This is a genomic window from Chryseobacterium sp. D764 (genome assembly GCF_019317325.1).
In the GTDB taxonomy this organism is placed as follows: Bacteria; Bacteroidota; Bacteroidia; order Flavobacteriales; family Weeksellaceae; genus Chryseobacterium.
Map to the genome: position 1 here is coordinate 1,900,278 of NZ_CP079219.1, position 16,389 is coordinate 1,916,666.

Below are 16,389 nucleotides of genomic sequence, written 5' to 3' on the forward strand. Positions count from 1 at the left end.
TTATAATAAAATCAACCGGCTTTAGCCAAAACTTAAAATCCATGAATATAACAATCCGTATTTTTCCCATATTTCCCCTCTGCTAGAGCTCTATTTATAAAAAATGAATATCTTAGCCCTCTTAAATAAAACATTAAACTATGAAAAAACAAAGAGTATCGAATGCATTCGTCGCTGCATCATGGGTAGCATTGGGAGCAGGAATGATTGGTTTCATCGTCGGTCTTGCAAGAGCTGAAATGCTGCTGAATGAAAAAGGATATTATTTTACTATTCTTCTTTATGGCCTATTTGCCGTTGTTTCTCTACAAAAAGCAGTACGTGACAGGTTAGAAAATATTCAGGTAACAGACATTTATTACGGGATCTGCTGGTTTGCTACATTATCATCTATTGTATTGCTGGCCATTGGACTTTGGAATGCCACTATTCTTCCGAGTGAAAAAGGTTTTTATGCCTTTGCCTTTCTGCTCGCTCTCTTCGGAGCCATCGCAGTCCAGAAAAATACACGTGACAATATGCTTCAGGAATAAAATAAAACTCTCCAAAACGGAGAGTTTTTTATTTGATCAAAATAAAAAATAATTAAAACATTAACGAATAATATTACTAATATTTTAAAATTTCCATATATTTATATCATAAAATAGAGATATAATTAAAAATATTCACTCATTTCTATTTTCACCTTAAAACTAATACCATAAACTATAATCATGATTTTAAAAAAAATCTCATTACTCATTTTCCTATTGTTGATACTCACAATAAAAGCACAAAATGAGTTCATCACCATTTGGAAACCCCAAAATGCACAGCTCATTAAATTTCCCGGCCGAGGAACTAACTTCCAGGTGTCATGGGAAGAGGTAGGATATCCGCAACATACCGGAACAATGCACAATGTAACCTCAACTACTGAATTTACTATCAACTTAGGAACACCATTAAATCCATCTTCTGCCCAGGCCAGCTACAGAATCAAAATTAGTGACGGAACCGGCAGCTTTGATCAGGTGAGGTTTTTTGATAATACAATAATTCCCACTTATAATGCCCCTGACCGCACGAAAATCACACAAATTACTCAATGGGGAAATATAAAATGGAAAAGCTTTGACAATGCTTTTGTATTCTGCGACTATATGGATGTGACAGCTACTGATGTACCAGACCTCAGTATGGTAACCAGTTTGCGTCAGATGTTTTATTTATGTACTTCATTACTCGGCAATCCTTCTTTCAATACATGGAACACCTCTACAATTACAGATATGTATTATATGTTTGGTGATGATTATCTCTTTAACCAACCATTGGGAAACTGGGATACTTCCAATGTTACAGATATGTCATATATGTTTGACAATACAGCATTCAACCAGCCTTTGGGAAAATGGAATACCGCAAAAGTTACCACCATGGAGCATATGTTCCATACTGCTCACAACTTCAATCAGGATATTCAAAACTGGAATACAGGAAATGTCACTAATATGAATGAAATGTTCCATGACACCGCTTTTAACCAAAATATTGGAAGATGGAATCTAAGTTCATTAACAACCGCTACCGGTATGTTTCTCAACTCTGCTATGAGCTGCCTGAATTATGATAAAACCCTTTACGGATGGAGTCAAAGCTCATCAACACCTGCTAATATTAATCTATCAAATGCATCACCATTGGTCTATTCTCATGCTGATGCTGTAGCTGCAAGAAATTATTTAATCAATAATAAAGGCTGGACGATATCCGGTGATGTTTACAATGGACTCTGCAATCAAACACTTTCAACTTCTGAAACGGCAACCATCAATACAGCTTCCATTTATCCCAATCCTGTAAAAGATCATATTTATCTGAAAAACATTCCGAAGCCGGAAAGTTATATTATAACTGATATGAGTGGAAGAACTGTTGCCAAAGACAATCTGAAACATGAAGAAATTACTGTCAGACTTTTGTCTCCGGGAAATTATATTCTGCAGGTCTTGACAGAGAATAAGATTCATTCATTTCCATTCATTAAACAATAACCTAATACCATAAAACGATAATCATGATTTTAAAAAAAATTCCAACACTCATTTTTCTTTTGCTGATATTCCTGGTAAAGGCACAAAATGAATTTATCACGGTATGGAAACCCAGTCTTACCCCGCCTTCCTATCCTTATGCAGGAATTCCTGTTAACTCAAATAATAATCAAATCTGGTTTCCAGGAAGAGGAACAAACTATCAAATCTATTGGGAAGAAATAGGCTATCCTTCACACAATGCGACCTTAACGAATGTAACTTCTGCTTATCAGACCCTGATCGATTTCGGAGTTCCGCACAACCCCAATCCATCAGATGCCACTTACCGGTTAAAAGTAAGTAATGGAAACGGAAATTTTCACCAGATAAGATTTGCTGACTGGGACATATTTAATGACAACGGAATTGTAGGAGATGTTCATAAAATACAATTGATAGAACAATGGGGAAATATTCAGTGGTCTTCTATGGAACAGGCATTTCAGGCATGCAAAATTTTAGATTTTACCGCCACAGACATTCCTGATCTGAAGGAGGTAACTGATTTGTCTTACATGTTTTCAGGTTGTTATGGCTTAGTGGGAAATCCTACTATAAATAACTGGAATACATCCAATGTAACTACATTACTTGGAACATTTACAGGATGTTTCGTTTTTAATCAGCCGGTTGGAAACTGGAACACTTCCAATGTAACCATAATGGCTATCACGTTCAATGTAGCTAAACTTTTCAATCAACCATTAGATAACTGGGATACTTCTAAAGTAACTTCTACTACGGCTATGTTTAATGGAGCCGCTGAATTCAACCGCCCTATTGGAAACTGGGATATGTCTAATAATCTTGATTCAGAGTTTATGTTTTCCGGGGCTACGAAATTTAATTATCCCCTTAAAGACTGGAATACTTCAAAAATCATAGAAATGAATCATATGTTTAATGGTGCAAAAGCTTTCAATCAGGATATATCTATGTGGAATACAAGCAGTGTCACCATTATGAATGGTATGTTTTATAATGCTGAGAATTTTAACAGCAATATTTCCAATTGGGATACCAGAAAAGTAGAATGGATGCAGGACATGTTCAACGGAGCAAAAAGCTTCAATCAGGATATAGGAAAATGGAATGTCAGTTTAGTAAAAAGTATGAACAGCATGTTCAACAATGCCATTGCTTTCAACCAGAACCTGGGAAAATGGAATCTCAGTTCATTATTGTACGCTTCCAATATGTTCAAAAATTCTGCGCTGAACTGCCAGAATTATGACAGCACGCTGTATGGCTGGAGCCTGAATCCTTCAACACCAAATGACATTAGCCTAACCTCAGTTTCTCCTCTTACTTATTCCCATAATGCAGCAGTAACTGCGAGAAACAATCTGATTAACAATAAAGGCTGGGCAATCAGTGGAGATACATATAACGGAGAATGTCAATCCTTCCTTGGAACTTCTGATGTAAAGATAAAAGGTGAAATCAATATCTACCCAAATCCTGCCACAGACATTATTTATGTAAAAAATTCCAATGCTAAAGACTTTAAAATTATTGACGCTAGCGGAAGAATCGTTTCAAGTGGAGATCTGGCGAGTGAGCAGATCAATATTCAAGCTTTAATTCCAGGGAATTATATTTTACAGCTTTATTCAAAAGAGAATATCCGGAATTTAAAATTCATAAAGAAATAACACTGAACATGCTATTAAAAAAAATTTCAACACTCTTTTTTCTAATACTGATTTTCATGGTGAGAGCTCAGGATGAATTTATCACGATCTGGAAACCTGCTTCTACGGCATTACCTGCAGTAAATGTAGACGCTCCCTATCAGGCTAGTCCTCAGCAAATATGGTTTCCCGGGATTGGTGATAATTATGATATTTACTGGGAGGAAATAGGCTATCCCCAGCACAACGGCTCTCTTACCAATGTCACTTCTACGAAACAGGTCCTGATTGATTTTGGCATATCACTTTCAGACGGAAATGATGCAAAATACAGAGTAAAAGTAAGTAATGGAAATGGGGAGTTCAAACAAATAAAATTCGGGTCACCACAGATGATGACACTTCCTGAGCAGTTATTTCCTATCTGGCAGATCAATGGAAATACAGACAAATTACTGGAAATAGAACAATGGGGAAATATTTCATGGACAACAATGAACAGTGCATTCAGTTTGTGCAGGCTAATGATTCTTACCGCAACAGACAGTCCTGATCTTAATAATGTTGATGATGCTTCTTTTATGTTTTATGGTACAACCAGCTTTATGGGTGCCAGCTCCATGCAAAACTGGGAGACTTCGAAAATCAAAAATTTCAGTTTTATGTTTTCGCTTTTATTTGATGTTTCTCCGGTAACAATTACAGATCAGTTTAATCCACCCTATCTTGACAGTTGGAATATGTCTTCTGCTACAAACCTTAGCTATATGTTTGGAAACAGGACCGTTTTTAACCAAACTCTCAATAGCTGGGACGTTTCAAAAGTGACAGATATGAGCTGGATGTTTGGGCAGTGTTTAAGTTTCAATCAACGTCTGGACAACTGGGATACTTCTAGTCTTGAGGATATGCATTTTATGTTTCATGTGATCCCTGTTTTCAATCAGCAGCTCAATTGGAATACGTCTAAGGTTACCAATATGGCTCATGTTTTTCATGGTTGTTCAACCTTTAATCAACCTTTGGAAAACTGGGACATGACCAAGGTCACCAGAATAGACCAGATTCTCAACGGTGCTTCAAGTTATAATCAGCCCCTAGGGAACTGGAACTTAGCTTCTGTTACAATTGCTAATGCTGCATTAAATTTAGCTGCGCTCAATTGTGAAAATTACAGCAAAACACTTCTGGGATGGGCAGACAACCCCAATACGGCAAACAACGTTGCATTAGGTCCTGTAACAGGATTTAAATACGCTTCAAACGTGGCAGATAAAAGAGATATTCTTATCAATAAAGGCTGGATTATGACCGGTGATACAGTAGGAAACTGTTTACTGTCTTCATCTGATTTAAAACTGAATAAAAAACTTTCACTTTATCCTAATCCAGCAGTGGATGATATTCATATTGAAGGATTAAAGGACATGAAAAGCTATAAAATTTATGATGCAAGCGGAAGGCTTGTGAAAGAAGGAAATCCTAATAATGATATGATTAATGTAAGCTCTTTACCTAAAGGAAATTACATTTTACAGCTCATTCTAAAAGAAAAAACAATTTCTTCAAAATTCATTAAGAAATAAAAACAAAAAAGCCTCGCTGAAAAGTGAGGCTTTTATTTTGAGTTTAAAGATAAGCTATTTGTCAAAATGATTTGGATGCTGGGCTTTGATATCCTCTACCGTTCCTAATACTTTATCTTTTAGGGAATCTTGGTATTTCTGAAGTTTTGCTGCTACTTCTTCATTTCCGCTTCCTAAAATTTTTGCCGCTAAAATTCCTGCATTCAAAGCACCGTTTAAAGCTACAGTAGCTACCGGAATTCCGCCGGGCATCTGAAGAATAGATAAAACAGAATCCCATCCGTCTATTGAATTACTGGACAAGATCGGAACCCCAATTACCGGAAGTGTTGTACAGCTTGCCACCATTCCCGGAAGGTGTGCCGCCCCTCCGGCTCCGGCTACGATTACTTTCAACCCTCTTTCCTGAGCGGTTTTTGCATAATCGAACATTCTTTCCGGTGTTCTGTGTGCTGAAACTACAGTTAGTTCATAAGGGATATCCAGGCTTTTAAGAAAATTTGCAGCCTGCTCCATGATCGGCAGATCACTCTGACTGCCCATAATAATTCCTACCATCTTCAATTTTATTAGATCTTCAAAGATAAAAAAATAAAGCGGGAAGTTGGAAGAAGGAAGCAGGAAGTTCTTTTATCACAATCAAACAAAATCCAATCAATCATCAATTATTTCCCCTTTTCCCATCTGTATCATCAAAAATTAAAACAACTGTACCCATTCTTTTTTCTTCAAAACCTCTACATTTGTGTGTTACACTACTTATTTACATTGAAAGACTATAAACTTATTTTTGCTGTTCTTACCGTTGCTATGGTCTGGGGAACTACATTTTTGGCTATACGTGTAGCTGTGGAAACCATTCCTGCCTGGTTTGTAGCAGGAATCCGTCAGTTTTTGGCTTCTCTCATTATGCTTGTCGTTCTACTTTCGAGAAAGGAATTCAAATGGATTGGCTGGAAAAGCTTAGGATATCAGGTTGTTTTTTCTTCCCTGATGTTGGTTGTCGCTAATGGTATGACTACAGTCGCTGAGGAAACTGTTTCGAGCAGTCTTGCCTCACTGATCAGTGCCTGCTCTCCTATCCTTGTTTTTTTGGGAAGTGTAGCTGTGGGATTACAAAAATTCAGTTTACGGGCTCTTAGTGGCGTCTTGTTATGTTTCAGCGGAATTCTTTTTATTTTTTGGGATGGACTGCAAGATCTTGCCAACCCTGATTACAGAATGGGGATGATTTTCCTCTTCTGTGCCATTGCAGGCTGGGCTTCCGGAACCATTTTCACCAAAAAATTAAATATCCAGAGCGGAAATATAACGTTGAATCTGTTCTATCAGTTCCTGTTTGCAGGGGTTGTTCAGATTATTTTTGCATTCCTGTTTTCTGAAAATTATAACTTTGGAAACTGGTCTGTAAAGAGTATTTCAGCCATGTTATACCTTTCTGTTTTTGGTTCAGTAGCCGCTTTTTTTGCCTTCCATTATGCACTGACAAAAATTTCGCCGGTACAGGTTTCTATTCTGGCCTATATCAATACCATCATTGCTATATTTTTAGGCTGGCTGACTATGGATGAGAAAGTGACTTTCAAGTTTATTCTTGCAGCTGTTATGATCATCTGTGGCGTTTTTATTATTAATTACAAACCGGAGATGTTCAGGAGGCAGAAAGTATCATAATATGTGAAAAATTTCCTCATTTTTTTATTTGCTGTATTGCATTTCTAACCATTAAATTCGATTAAAATTTATAGGTAAGTATCAGAATTTCTTTACATTTGTCAAAACACAACTTTATAACCATGAAGCAAAAACTATCCATCATTACTGTTTTACTTCTTCCTGCATTTTATCTTTCTCAAAAAGCAGAGCCCAGGGAAGATATCAAACTGAAAAGTTTTGATTACAAAATCTATATTCAAAACAAAAAAGACAAAGAAACGAATCAGGAAGTATATCTGATTCCTAATAAAGGGGATACTATCAGAGAAAATGCTCTTGTTAAAAAAATATCAGGGGAAGAAACTCACAGAGGTATTTACAGAATTAACAACGCAGAAATTCATTTTGTAGATATTGATCTTACCACAGAAAAAATCAACCATAAAATCTATAGTCCCAATAAAAAAGGAGTGCTAACATTAGTCAAAGAAAATTCAAATCTGACCTCTTATCCCAAGGATCTTCCTCCAAAATTTAAAGACAATAAACCTCCGCATCCTGAATTCGAAGGTGGTGAAGCAGCATTGTATCAATGGATTGAAAAAAACATATATCCGGCCTTGGAAAAGAAATATAAGAAAAAAGAGAAAGGAAATTCTGTTCTTATTTTAGATATAGAGCCAAACGGAGTTCCAACTTTTGTGGAAATAAAAAATTTGAATATTTCTGATACCATCAAAAAACAACTCACCAATATCGTAAAAACATCTCCTGTCTGGAAGACCAATATACAAGGGTTTGACGTGTCGGGAATTGTCTTTATTCCTTTAGAATACTAAAGAACATCATCAGGGAGTATTTTCATATTCCCTCCATTTTTCCTATATTGTATACTCCAACCTATACAATATGCTGAAAAACACATTTTTTTTATTTCTGGTCGCCTCTTTTTTTCTTGTTAGCTGTGATTACAAAGAGAAGGAGAAAAACCTGACAGACAGGGAAAAACAATTATTAGAAAAAGAAAAAGTATTCGCGAAGAAAGAATCCGAATATCAGTCGCTCCTGAAAATGAGAGACAGTATTTTTGCTAAAAAAGATTCGGTAGTTATTACTTCTTCATGGCCCGCTGAAATTTCCGGTCCATGGAATGGAAAAGTAATCTGTACAGAGTCTAACTGCAGTGAGTATGCTGTGGGTGACCAGCGTACTGACATCTGGGAGTTTGATAACGATTCTACCCAGCCTATTACCAAAATCATCAATAACAATAATCTGGTAAGGCTATATACAGGCAAGTTTGAAAACAATGAGATCAGGTTGTCTTTCAAAACAGATTCTACTGCCAAAAAGAATGTAGAAATGAACGTTCTTCTTAATGATATTTCAGACAACAAGATCAAAGGCACAAGAACTATCACATCTGATGGCTGTACCGCTAAGTTCTCTGTTGAATTAGTTCGTTCCACAAAATAAACACTTATGATTTTACTGAGTATACACAACCTGAGTCTTCCTATAGAAGATCCGGTACTGAAGTTCCTGTTGGTACTGGTCATTATTTTGGCAGCGCCATTGCTTCTTAATAAAATTAAAGTTCCCCACCTTTTGGGGCTTATCATCGCCGGAGCTATCATTGGTCCGAACGGATTCAATGTATTGTCCAGAGACAGCAGTATTGTTGTAACGGGAACCACCGGACTACTCTATATTATGTTCCTGGCGGGTCTTGAAATTGATATGGGAGATTTTAAAAAGAACAAGTGGAAAAGTCTCACCTTTGGTATCTATACCTTCACCGTTCCTTTTGTACTGGGATATCTTGGAGGATATTATATTTTGCACTTTTCAATGCTGACTTCCATTCTGTTTGCCAGTCTTTTTTCATCCCATACTCTTATTGCCTATCCATTAGTAAGCAAGTTGGGAATTGCCAAAAACAAGGCTGTTAATATCACCGTTGGAGGTACAATGATCACGGATATCCTGGCCTTATTGGTACTTGCCATAATTGTGGGAATGTCCCAGGGAGATGTAGGGACAAAATTTTGGGTTAAACTATCTGTTTCTTTCATTGTTTTTGCACTGATTGTACTCATTGTCTTTCCGATTATAGGACGTTGGTTTTTCAAAAGAGTAGATGATAAAATCTCACAGTATATTTTCGTATTGGTCATGATTTATCTGGCAGCGATGCTTGCGGAACTTGCGGGTGTGGAAGCCATTATCGGGGCATTCTTTGCAGGATTAGCCTTAAACAGACTTATTCCTCATACTTCTTCTTTGATGAACAGAGTTGAATTTGTAGGAAATGCCATCTTTATTCCGTTTTTCCTGATCAGTGTAGGAATGCTGATTGATTTTAAAGTGTTCTTTAAAAGCTGGGAAACACTGGAAGTTGCCGGAATTATGCTGGTAGCGTCCATAGGAGGAAAATATCTTTCTGCGGTAGCAACTCAAAAAACATTCAGACTGACCAAAGAGGAAGGAAAACTTATCTTTGGGTTAAGTTCTGCCTCTGCAGCTGCAACACTGGCTTCAGTAATGGTAGGATACAACATCATCCTTTCCGAAACCGAAACCGGAGAACCTGTAAGATTACTAAATGAACATGTACTGAACGGAAGTATCCTTCTGATCCTGATTTCATGTACCATTTCCTCTTTTATTTCTATGGCAAGTGCTCAGAAAATTGCTGAAAGTGATAATGAAGATACCGTTTCCGGAAATACGCATGAAGAAGAAAGCATTCTGTTGGCCATCAACCATGAGGCTACTGTTGAGCGAATGGTGAATCTTGGAATTCTGATTAAAGCACATTCCAATACAGAAGATCTGTTTGCCCTGAACGTCATCAATGAAGATAAAAATGAATCTTCAGTAAAAAATGCTGAGAAACTTCTCCATCAGGCAGCAGATGCAGCCGCAGCCGCAGATGTGAAACTGCAAGCCCTAAAAAGATATGACAATGATGTTGTCAATGGAGTAAATAATGTGATTAAAGAACAGAAAATCACAGACCTCATCATCGGATTGGAGGATGAAAAAGGATTCTCACCTTCTTTTGTCTATAATCTTTATAACGGTTACCTGCAGAATGATGATGTGAATGTACTGGTATATCATGCTGCACAACCGCTTTCCACCATAAAGAAATATGCCGTCATGATTCCTGAGAATGCCGATAAGGATGCAGGATTCTTCCATGCATTGCTTAGGGTCTGGAATATTGCCAGAAATTCCGGAGCTACAGTTGTTTTTTATGCCCCTGAAAATATCATTGATATTCTACAGAAAATTATGAAAAAAGCCAGTATAGAAGCAGAATTTATCATTATGAGCACATGGCAGGATGGCGAAAGAACCGCTGCCCAGCTGAAAGATGATGAAGCGCTGATTATCCTGATGGCAAAACGAGGCATGAAATCCTATATTCCACGAATGAGACTGATCCCGGAACTTCTCAACAGAAATCTGAAAGACAACAATTATCTTTTGATTTTCCCTTTCTCAGAATATGATAAAAACAGTCCCGAAATACGTTCCGTAGGAAATCATGGGGATTTTGTAGAGATTGGAAATGTGATTCAGAAGATTTTTAAATAAAGCTTTTTAAAGCTGGAAGCTAAAAGAGGGATGCTGGAAGTTACCATAATCGAATAATAAGTTCTCTCTTTTAGTTTTCTTTAGTAAAATATCTCGGCCTTGATTGTAGATTCCATCACAACTATTATTTTAACAAAAAAAACATATAAACCATTGAAAGCAAACAAAGTATTCCTGTTAATAGCAATTCTAAGCATACAAATGTCTTTTGCTCAGTTTGCTAAAATTGTAGACAAAGATGGTTATGTAAATGTGAGGGAGAATGCAGATGCTAAAAGTAAGATTGTAGGAAAGGTCAATTCTGATGAAATTGTCTACGCTTATGAACCGGATGAGAAGAACAAAAACTGGCTGAATGTTTATTATAATGACAAAATAATAGGCTACATCCATAGTTCAAGAGTACAATTGATAGAATCTTACGAACCTGTTTCTCCTATAGTAAGGAATGAAAATAAAGCGGTTTTCAAATCTGGGAATATCAAGGTAGATATCATTTCAGGAAAGTTCAATTACAAGGAAAATAAAAAATTCTTTTCTTCATCTGATTATAACGGGCAAAAAATTGAGGATAAATATAAAGGGCAACCCATATGGGGAACAGACGGCACCATTCCTCAAACCTATTACCAATCTATTACGGTACAGATTGGAGATAAAAAAGTTCAGATTCCTAACCGGGAGATTGAAAATCTCTTTAATCCTAACAATGAATTTACGGAATGTCATTTTGACCGTAAAAACGATACGTTATATATCACAACTATTAATTCTGACGGAGCGGGAGGTTATGTTGCTCTTTTTAAAATTGTAAATGGAGAATATAAAGGAAAAATGATAACAATACCTTTTTAGAATCTATCAATTTCGTATTTTGGCTCAAAAAATAACCTATGAGACCAACTATCGGATTATTATTCTTTTTAGTTTCAATGATTATCTCTGCACAAAGCCTTACTCTTTCTGATAAGGAGCTCCGGCAGAAACTAGATTCCATCAAAGCAGAAGGAAACCTACTCTATTCATATGAAAGTGCATCATGGCATGCCGGAGATCTTGTAGGCAATAACAAAAATTTGGCTGAAAATACCGGAAGCTACATCACCTATCAAACCAACGATAATAATATAAAAACAGCTTTTCTTAATAAAAGCAGTAATCTGATCATCGCCGAATTTTCTTTTAAAAATAACCAAACAAAACCAATAGATGAAAGTTATAAGCAAAGAGAACTTAATGAAACTGAAAGCACATTAAAAATATCCGATCAGCCATTATACCACAGTTATATGATCCAAAATATGAGGTAACGGTACCACAGGGATATAGTCTTAATATGATTATTATTCCGTTTAATGAAAACTATAAGGTATATTTAATACCAGGTACTGCACAGTCCGGAGTCATCCCCTTCGGAAATGATTATCTTTTTATTTCTGATAAAAAGGGTACTATTATTTCCAGTAAAAAATTTCATTCAAGGCTTATTCCGGCTTTTACGTCATTGGAAAACGGAGGTACTGTAACAATGGCTACCCATAGCCATTTAGTCACTAATCCTTTTATTTCTGCAACGGATATCTGTACTTTTAAACTCTATGCTCCGCTTACAAAACTGGAAGAATTTTCAGTTCTGTCAACAGCTTTAGGAAGCTATATCAAATACAATTATAAGAAAGACAGTATCGAGGTGGTTAAAAATCCTTGATAAATCAAAACAATTAAATCATCAATAGCATTAGATTTTAGTTTTTAAGTTTTGGCTAAAGCCAATTGAATTTATAATCATTTTATAAAAGGGCTAAAGCCCGCTCCTATTGAATAACCGTATAACAAAAAAGGGAGCTGTTTAAATTTTTAAACAGCTCCCTTTTAATTATTTTAAACGGATTACTCGGAAATTACTTTCATCATACCTTTTACAATAACAAGCTTTTCCATAAGTTCTTCTCTGGAGTCTGCAAGAACATTGATATGTCCCATTTTTCTTCCTGGCTTGGTTTCTGTTTTCCCATATAAATGGATGTAGGTTTCAGGTAACTTAAGAACGTCTTCCATTCCGTCATAGACTACTTTTCCAGCGTATCCTTCTGCTCCAACAAGATTCAGCATTCCGCTGTAAGTGATAGCATCAGTATCGGCTAAAGGTAAGTTTTTCACCACTCGGTACATCTGCTCAAATTGAGAATTGGTATTTCCTTCCTGGCTCTGATGTCCTGAATTGTGCAGTCTCGGAGCGGTTTCATTCACCCATATTTTTCCTTCTTTGTCAAGAAATAATTCGATAGCAAACAATCCCGGAGAGTTCACCGCATTTAGAAATTTCTCTGTTATGGAATCAATCTGATTCTGAACATCTTCTGTTAAAAGAACCGGACATACATTGAAGTCTAATAGATTTAATTTGGGATCAGCAACCATTTCCGTCACCGGGAAAATATTGGTTTCTCCTTTTTCATTTCTTGCCACAATTACGGAAAGCTCTTTTTCAATATCTACCAGACTTTCAATGACAGAAGCTTCCGTCCATAAGTGTTGATAATCTTCTTCCGTTTTGATCACCTGTACTCCTTTTCCGTCATATCCGCCTGTATTCATTTTCTGAACAAACGGCAATGGCATAATGATTTTCTCATCACTATTCCAAACTACCTGAAATTCCGGGCTTGGGATATCATGGCTTTTATAAAATTCTTTCTGAAGGATCTTTTGCTGGATCGTTTTGATGATACTGGCATTAGGAACAACTTTTATTCCCTGCTTTTCAAGTTCTGCCAATGCATCAGCATTTACATGTTCTATTTCAATGGTTACAACATCCTTGTCTTTACCGAAGTTCAGAACTGTATCATAGTCATTAAAATTTCCCTGTGTAAAATACGATATGTTATGACATGGCGCATCAGAAGCCGGATCCAGAGTATAAAACTCATCGTCATACTTCAGTGCACTTTGTATCAGCATTCTTCCCAGCTGTCCGCCTCCCAGAATTCCTATTTTCATTTTTTATTTTTATTAAATTTACTTCTTATTGAATTTTATCGATTTTTAAATACCCAAGTCCCATCGGGTTCTCCTGATTTTCTGCATCAGATTTTTTAAGAATGATAGTGTATTTTTCTTTCATATAGGCAGGAAGAATATCACTCACATTGAAAATATCATCAATATCCACTCCATGCTTATCATCAATATGGCTTACAGCTCCTTCAAAGCCCATTGTCTGATAAAACTCGGTAGCTTTTGCCCTTTTTACAATCTCTCCCATAGACTGCCCCACCATTAAATGCTGCTCATGGAATTCTTCAAAAAACCCCGGCTTATACCCTCCCAGATTGAGGAAAAACAATTGGTCTTCTGATGATTTCTCTTCCTTCTCTACAATTTCCACTTCATAGCCGTCAGCAAATTTGACTTCCTGATAACAATCCAGGTGAATTTTACCTTCTGCTTCCTTCCAAAACTCTTTCATATCCGGAATCAAATCTTTAAGATTCTCTGCTATTCCGAAGAAAACATCGTGCTGCTCAATATTTCTTCCTTTAGGAGTTGCCCCAAGGATAACATAAAATAATTTCATTACATTTTTCATGCATGCAAAAATACGTTAAATTTATCTTTTTCAAATGTTTGGCAGACTACTACAATAATTTTATATTTGTAACATTATTTGTAGTATGTCAGAAATCATCATACTCTTCCTTGGCGCAATTTCCGCTGGTCTTTTAGGTTCACTTACGGGTTTAGGAGGGGGAGTTATTATCATTCCTTTATTAACGCTGGGATTCGGCGTTCCAATGCATTATGCTATCGGTGCTTCACTTATTTCAGTGATTGGTACCTCTTCCGGCGCGGCCGTAGCTTTCGTCAAAGAAGGATTTACCAACATGAGAATCGGGATGTTTCTCGAAATTGCCACCACAGCAGGAGCTATTGCGGGTGCTCTGGTTTCCGGAATGCTTAACCCCAATACAATCGGAATTATTTTCGCAAGTATTCTTCTTTTAACAGTTATTTTAAATCTTAAAGGAAAGCCCGATCACCAGGAACCTCTGATCAAAGGAAGTCTTGAAGATAAACTGAAATTGTACGGAACATTCCCTGATAAAGGAATATTGAAAAACTATTCTGCAAGAAATACAGTTCCTGGATTTTTGATGATGATGTTTGCCGGTGCAATGTCTGGGTTATTAGGAATAGGTTCTGGTGCGCTGAAAGTATTGGCAATGGATAATATGATGAAACTGCCTTTCAAAGTATCTACAACGACCAGTAATTTTATGATCGGAGTAACGGCAGTAGCGAGTGCACTGATCTATTTCCAGAGAGGAGAAATTATTCCTGTCATTGTAGCTCCGGTATTGATAGGAGTTGTCATCGGAAGTTTTATTGGTTCAAAAACACTGATGGTATCAAAGACAAAAAAATTAAAGGTATTTTTTGCCATTGTGATTACCATTCTTTCGGTTTATATGATGTATAACGGTATCAACAAAAGCTTCAGATAATGAAAAAGAATTTTACAGATGTAGATCTGAACCGCTCCGTAGGAAACCTTCTGAGATTGGGTGTTATTCTTTCTGTGGCAACATCCCTGATTGGTTTTATCAAGTTATTTTTTGAGGGTTTCAAAATGCCCGAAAAATATACCAGCCTTGTGGTAGGTACTTCTTCAGAGAAAGTATGGGGACATTTCTGGAATTCCCTGTGTAAAGGAGAAGGAATGGCTATTATTCAGCTGGGAATTCTTCTGTTGATCTTCACCCCTTTAATGAGAATTGTTTTCGCTTTAATAGGCTATCTAAAAGAAAAAGACTACGTATATGTAGTCATTTCTTCTATTGTTTTAGCGATTATGGCAGTGAGTTTCTTTGCAGGCTATGCACACTAATTTTTACATTTCATAAAACTCTAACGGCAAGTGGTCGGGATCCTGGGTAAAGAAAAATTCTTTTCCGGTGAATTCGTCTATACGGATTTCTTCACAATCCAATCCCATTCCTAGCAGTTCATTCCGTTTTTCCGAGACATTCTCAACAGAAAAAGCAAGATGTCTTAAACCGCATGCTTCAGGACGTGACGGACGTTGTGGAGTATTGGGAAAAGAAAACAGCTCAATCACATAATGATCTCCAATAGCGAGATCAAGTTTATAAGACTGTCTTTCCTCCCGATATACTTCCCGGATGATATTCAGGTTTAAAATTTCCGTATAAAACTTCTTTGAAACGGCATAATCTGAGCAGATGATTGCAATATGATGGATCTTCATTTTCTATTTTAAATTAATTTTCAATTGAACTTTATTATTGTATTTCTTTACAGTTGTCTTTTCTTCTTGTATCAATAATATACTGGATTTTCCATTCGTTATTCTGCTTTACCAGCTGAAAACTATTAGCCCCGCAATGTGATAATTTTCCTTTTAAGTAAAAAGAGTAAGGTGTAAATACACTGGCCAGGTTTCCATCTGTATGAATGGCTTCTATAACAATCCTTTCATCCAGATCTCCTTTTGTAAATTTTGAAACCGAAGCAACAAAATCCGGTATGCTGTCACTTTTTACAACACCATCCTTTGCGATCGTTTGAAGAACGGCATTTTCAGCAAAGGCCGATTTTACCAGTTCCGGATCTGCATTTTTCATACCAAGGAATAAGTTACGGATAGGTTTTTCAATATCTTTATTCTGCTGACCGAAACCCGAAATACTGATCAGAAGAAGAAATATAATTATTTTATTCATAGTATATGATTTAGATAATTAAAAATAGATAAAATAAAATTTAAATTGATTAACAAATTTTAAAATTCATTTTCCTTAA

Annotated in this window: 18 protein-coding genes; 13 read left to right on the forward strand and 5 right to left on the reverse strand. The window is 36.4% G+C overall.

Features of this window, described 5'->3' with window-relative positions; translation table 11 throughout:
• Positions 1 to 140: 140 nt before the first annotated feature.
• From yiaA to KYG33_RS08510, 4 genes are all read left to right on the forward strand, one after another.
• Positions 141 to 533 (forward strand): inner membrane protein YiaA, encoded by a 393-nt coding sequence (gene yiaA / locus KYG33_RS08495; protein ID WP_034699887.1) that lies wholly within the window; start codon positions 141 to 143, stop codon positions 531 to 533.
• A 183-nt stretch (positions 534 to 716) separates the two neighbouring features.
• Positions 717 to 2,039 (forward strand): BspA family leucine-rich repeat surface protein, encoded by a 1,323-nt coding sequence (locus KYG33_RS08500; RefSeq protein WP_180564310.1) that lies wholly within the window; start codon positions 717 to 719, stop codon positions 2,037 to 2,039.
• Between the two features lie 23 nt (positions 2,040 to 2,062).
• A complete protein-coding gene (locus KYG33_RS08505; RefSeq protein ID WP_077418428.1) occupies positions 2,063 to 3,736 on the forward strand; it encodes a BspA family leucine-rich repeat surface protein in 1,674 nt (557 codons plus the stop codon).
• Between the two features lie 56 nt (positions 3,737 to 3,792).
• Positions 3,793 to 5,301, forward strand: coding sequence for a BspA family leucine-rich repeat surface protein (locus tag KYG33_RS08510; RefSeq protein ID WP_257468964.1), 1,509 nt, complete (start codon positions 3,793 to 3,795; stop codon positions 5,299 to 5,301).
• Positions 5,302 to 5,355: 54 nt separating this feature from the next.
• Here the strand turns inward: KYG33_RS08510 and purE are convergent, their stop codons facing one another.
• Positions 5,356 to 5,859 carry a 5-(carboxyamino)imidazole ribonucleotide mutase gene (gene purE, locus KYG33_RS08515; RefSeq protein ID WP_077418424.1) on the reverse strand — a complete coding sequence of 168 codons (504 nt, stop codon included), beginning with the start codon at positions 5,857 to 5,859 and terminating at the stop codon, positions 5,356 to 5,358.
• 210 nt (positions 5,860 to 6,069) lie between these two features.
• Here purE and KYG33_RS08520 point away from each other — a divergent pair, with 210 nt between their 5' ends.
• The 7 genes from KYG33_RS08520 to KYG33_RS08550 all read left to right on the forward strand — a co-directional run bounded on the left by KYG33_RS08520 (position 6,070) and on the right by KYG33_RS08550 (position 12,271).
• Positions 6,070 to 6,975, forward strand: a complete 906-nt coding sequence (locus tag KYG33_RS08520) for a DMT family transporter (protein ID WP_219073249.1) — start codon at positions 6,070 to 6,072, stop codon at positions 6,973 to 6,975.
• A 122-nt stretch (positions 6,976 to 7,097) separates the two neighbouring features.
• A complete protein-coding gene (locus KYG33_RS08525) occupies positions 7,098 to 7,796 on the forward strand; it encodes a hypothetical protein (RefSeq protein ID WP_219073071.1) in 699 nt (232 codons plus the stop codon).
• A gap of 70 nt (positions 7,797 to 7,866) precedes the next feature.
• Positions 7,867 to 8,433 (forward strand): hypothetical protein, encoded by a 567-nt coding sequence (locus tag KYG33_RS08530; RefSeq protein WP_077418418.1) that lies wholly within the window; start codon positions 7,867 to 7,869, stop codon positions 8,431 to 8,433.
• Between the two features lie 6 nt (positions 8,434 to 8,439).
• Positions 8,440 to 10,563 (forward strand): cation:proton antiporter, encoded by a 2,124-nt coding sequence (locus tag KYG33_RS08535; RefSeq protein WP_219073072.1) that lies wholly within the window; start codon positions 8,440 to 8,442, stop codon positions 10,561 to 10,563.
• A 153-nt stretch (positions 10,564 to 10,716) separates the two neighbouring features.
• The gene (locus tag KYG33_RS08540) at positions 10,717 to 11,418 is read left to right on the forward strand and encodes an SH3 domain-containing protein (RefSeq protein ID WP_139348568.1); all 702 of its coding nucleotides are present in this window, start codon (positions 10,717 to 10,719) and stop codon (positions 11,416 to 11,418) included.
• Positions 11,419 to 11,456: 38 nt separating this feature from the next.
• Positions 11,457 to 11,873, forward strand: coding sequence for a hypothetical protein (locus KYG33_RS08545; RefSeq protein ID WP_219073073.1), 417 nt, complete (start codon positions 11,457 to 11,459; stop codon positions 11,871 to 11,873).
• 26 nt (positions 11,874 to 11,899) lie between these two features.
• Positions 11,900 to 12,271: a hypothetical protein gene (locus tag KYG33_RS08550; RefSeq protein WP_219073074.1), complete on the forward strand. Its 372-nt coding sequence runs from the start codon at positions 11,900 to 11,902 to the stop codon at positions 12,269 to 12,271.
• A 182-nt stretch (positions 12,272 to 12,453) separates the two neighbouring features.
• Here the strand turns inward: KYG33_RS08550 and KYG33_RS08555 are convergent, their stop codons facing one another.
• Complete coding sequence (locus tag KYG33_RS08555; protein WP_219073075.1) at positions 12,454 to 13,566, reverse strand: 5-(carboxyamino)imidazole ribonucleotide synthase; 1,113 nt, start codon at positions 13,564 to 13,566, stop codon at positions 12,454 to 12,456.
• Between the two features lie 25 nt (positions 13,567 to 13,591).
• Positions 13,592 to 14,143 (reverse strand): DUF1543 domain-containing protein, encoded by a 552-nt coding sequence (locus KYG33_RS08560; RefSeq protein WP_180564316.1) that lies wholly within the window; start codon positions 14,141 to 14,143, stop codon positions 13,592 to 13,594.
• A 97-nt stretch (positions 14,144 to 14,240) separates the two neighbouring features.
• Here KYG33_RS08560 and KYG33_RS08565 point away from each other — a divergent pair, with 97 nt between their 5' ends.
• Both KYG33_RS08565 and KYG33_RS08570 read left to right on the forward strand, forming a co-directional pair.
• Positions 14,241 to 15,071, forward strand: coding sequence for a sulfite exporter TauE/SafE family protein (locus KYG33_RS08565; RefSeq protein ID WP_077418408.1), 831 nt, complete (start codon positions 14,241 to 14,243; stop codon positions 15,069 to 15,071).
• On the forward strand, positions 15,071 to 15,454 hold the full coding sequence (locus KYG33_RS08570; RefSeq protein WP_047378474.1) for a DUF1634 domain-containing protein: 384 nt from the start codon (positions 15,071 to 15,073) through the stop codon (positions 15,452 to 15,454). Before KYG33_RS08565 ends, KYG33_RS08570 begins: the two co-directional genes overlap by 1 nt.
• A gap of 3 nt (positions 15,455 to 15,457) precedes the next feature.
• Here the strand turns inward: KYG33_RS08570 and KYG33_RS08575 are convergent, their stop codons facing one another.
• Together KYG33_RS08575 and KYG33_RS08580 are read right to left on the reverse strand one after the other, a co-directional pair.
• Positions 15,458 to 15,835: a VOC family protein gene (locus KYG33_RS08575; protein ID WP_219073076.1), complete on the reverse strand. Its 378-nt coding sequence runs from the start codon at positions 15,833 to 15,835 to the stop codon at positions 15,458 to 15,460.
• Positions 15,836 to 15,869: 34 nt separating this feature from the next.
• Entirely contained in the window at positions 15,870 to 16,310 is a 441-nt protein-coding gene (locus tag KYG33_RS08580) for a nuclear transport factor 2 family protein (protein WP_219073077.1), read from the reverse strand.
• Positions 16,311 to 16,389 lie beyond the last annotated feature (79 nt).

What these genes read in the sequence shown, in the direction of transcription:
- KYG33_RS08510 (WP_257468964.1), top strand. Translation starts at nt 3,793, where the DNA reads ATGGTGAGAGCTCAGGATGAATTTATCACGATCTGGAAACCTGCTTCT.
- KYG33_RS08505 (WP_077418428.1), top strand. Translation starts at nt 2,063, where the DNA reads ATGATTTTAAAAAAAATTCCAACACTCATTTTTCTTTTGCTGATATTC.
- KYG33_RS08580 (WP_219073077.1), bottom strand. Translation starts at nt 16,310, where the DNA reads ATGAATAAAATAATTATATTTCTTCTTCTGATCAGTATTTCGGGTTTC.
- KYG33_RS08570 (WP_047378474.1), top strand. Translation starts at nt 15,071, where the DNA reads ATGAAAAAGAATTTTACAGATGTAGATCTGAACCGCTCCGTAGGAAAC.
- KYG33_RS08575 (WP_219073076.1), bottom strand. Translation starts at nt 15,835, where the DNA reads ATGAAGATCCATCATATTGCAATCATCTGCTCAGATTATGCCGTTTCA.
- KYG33_RS08535 (WP_219073072.1), top strand. Translation starts at nt 8,440, where the DNA reads ATGATTTTACTGAGTATACACAACCTGAGTCTTCCTATAGAAGATCCG.
- KYG33_RS08565 (WP_077418408.1), top strand. Translation starts at nt 14,241, where the DNA reads ATGTCAGAAATCATCATACTCTTCCTTGGCGCAATTTCCGCTGGTCTT.
- KYG33_RS08500 (WP_180564310.1), top strand. Translation starts at nt 717, where the DNA reads ATGATTTTAAAAAAAATCTCATTACTCATTTTCCTATTGTTGATACTC.
- KYG33_RS08530 (WP_077418418.1), top strand. Translation starts at nt 7,867, where the DNA reads ATGCTGAAAAACACATTTTTTTTATTTCTGGTCGCCTCTTTTTTTCTT.
- KYG33_RS08550 (WP_219073074.1), top strand. Translation starts at nt 11,900, where the DNA reads ATGATTATTATTCCGTTTAATGAAAACTATAAGGTATATTTAATACCA.
- KYG33_RS08525 (WP_219073071.1), top strand. Translation starts at nt 7,098, where the DNA reads ATGAAGCAAAAACTATCCATCATTACTGTTTTACTTCTTCCTGCATTT.
- KYG33_RS08555 (WP_219073075.1), bottom strand. Translation starts at nt 13,566, where the DNA reads ATGAAAATAGGAATTCTGGGAGGCGGACAGCTGGGAAGAATGCTGATA.
- KYG33_RS08545 (WP_219073073.1), top strand. Translation starts at nt 11,457, where the DNA reads ATGAGACCAACTATCGGATTATTATTCTTTTTAGTTTCAATGATTATC.
- yiaA (WP_034699887.1), top strand. Translation starts at nt 141, where the DNA reads ATGAAAAAACAAAGAGTATCGAATGCATTCGTCGCTGCATCATGGGTA.
- KYG33_RS08560 (WP_180564316.1), bottom strand. Translation starts at nt 14,143, where the DNA reads ATGAAATTATTTTATGTTATCCTTGGGGCAACTCCTAAAGGAAGAAAT.
- purE (WP_077418424.1), bottom strand. Translation starts at nt 5,859, where the DNA reads ATGGTAGGAATTATTATGGGCAGTCAGAGTGATCTGCCGATCATGGAG.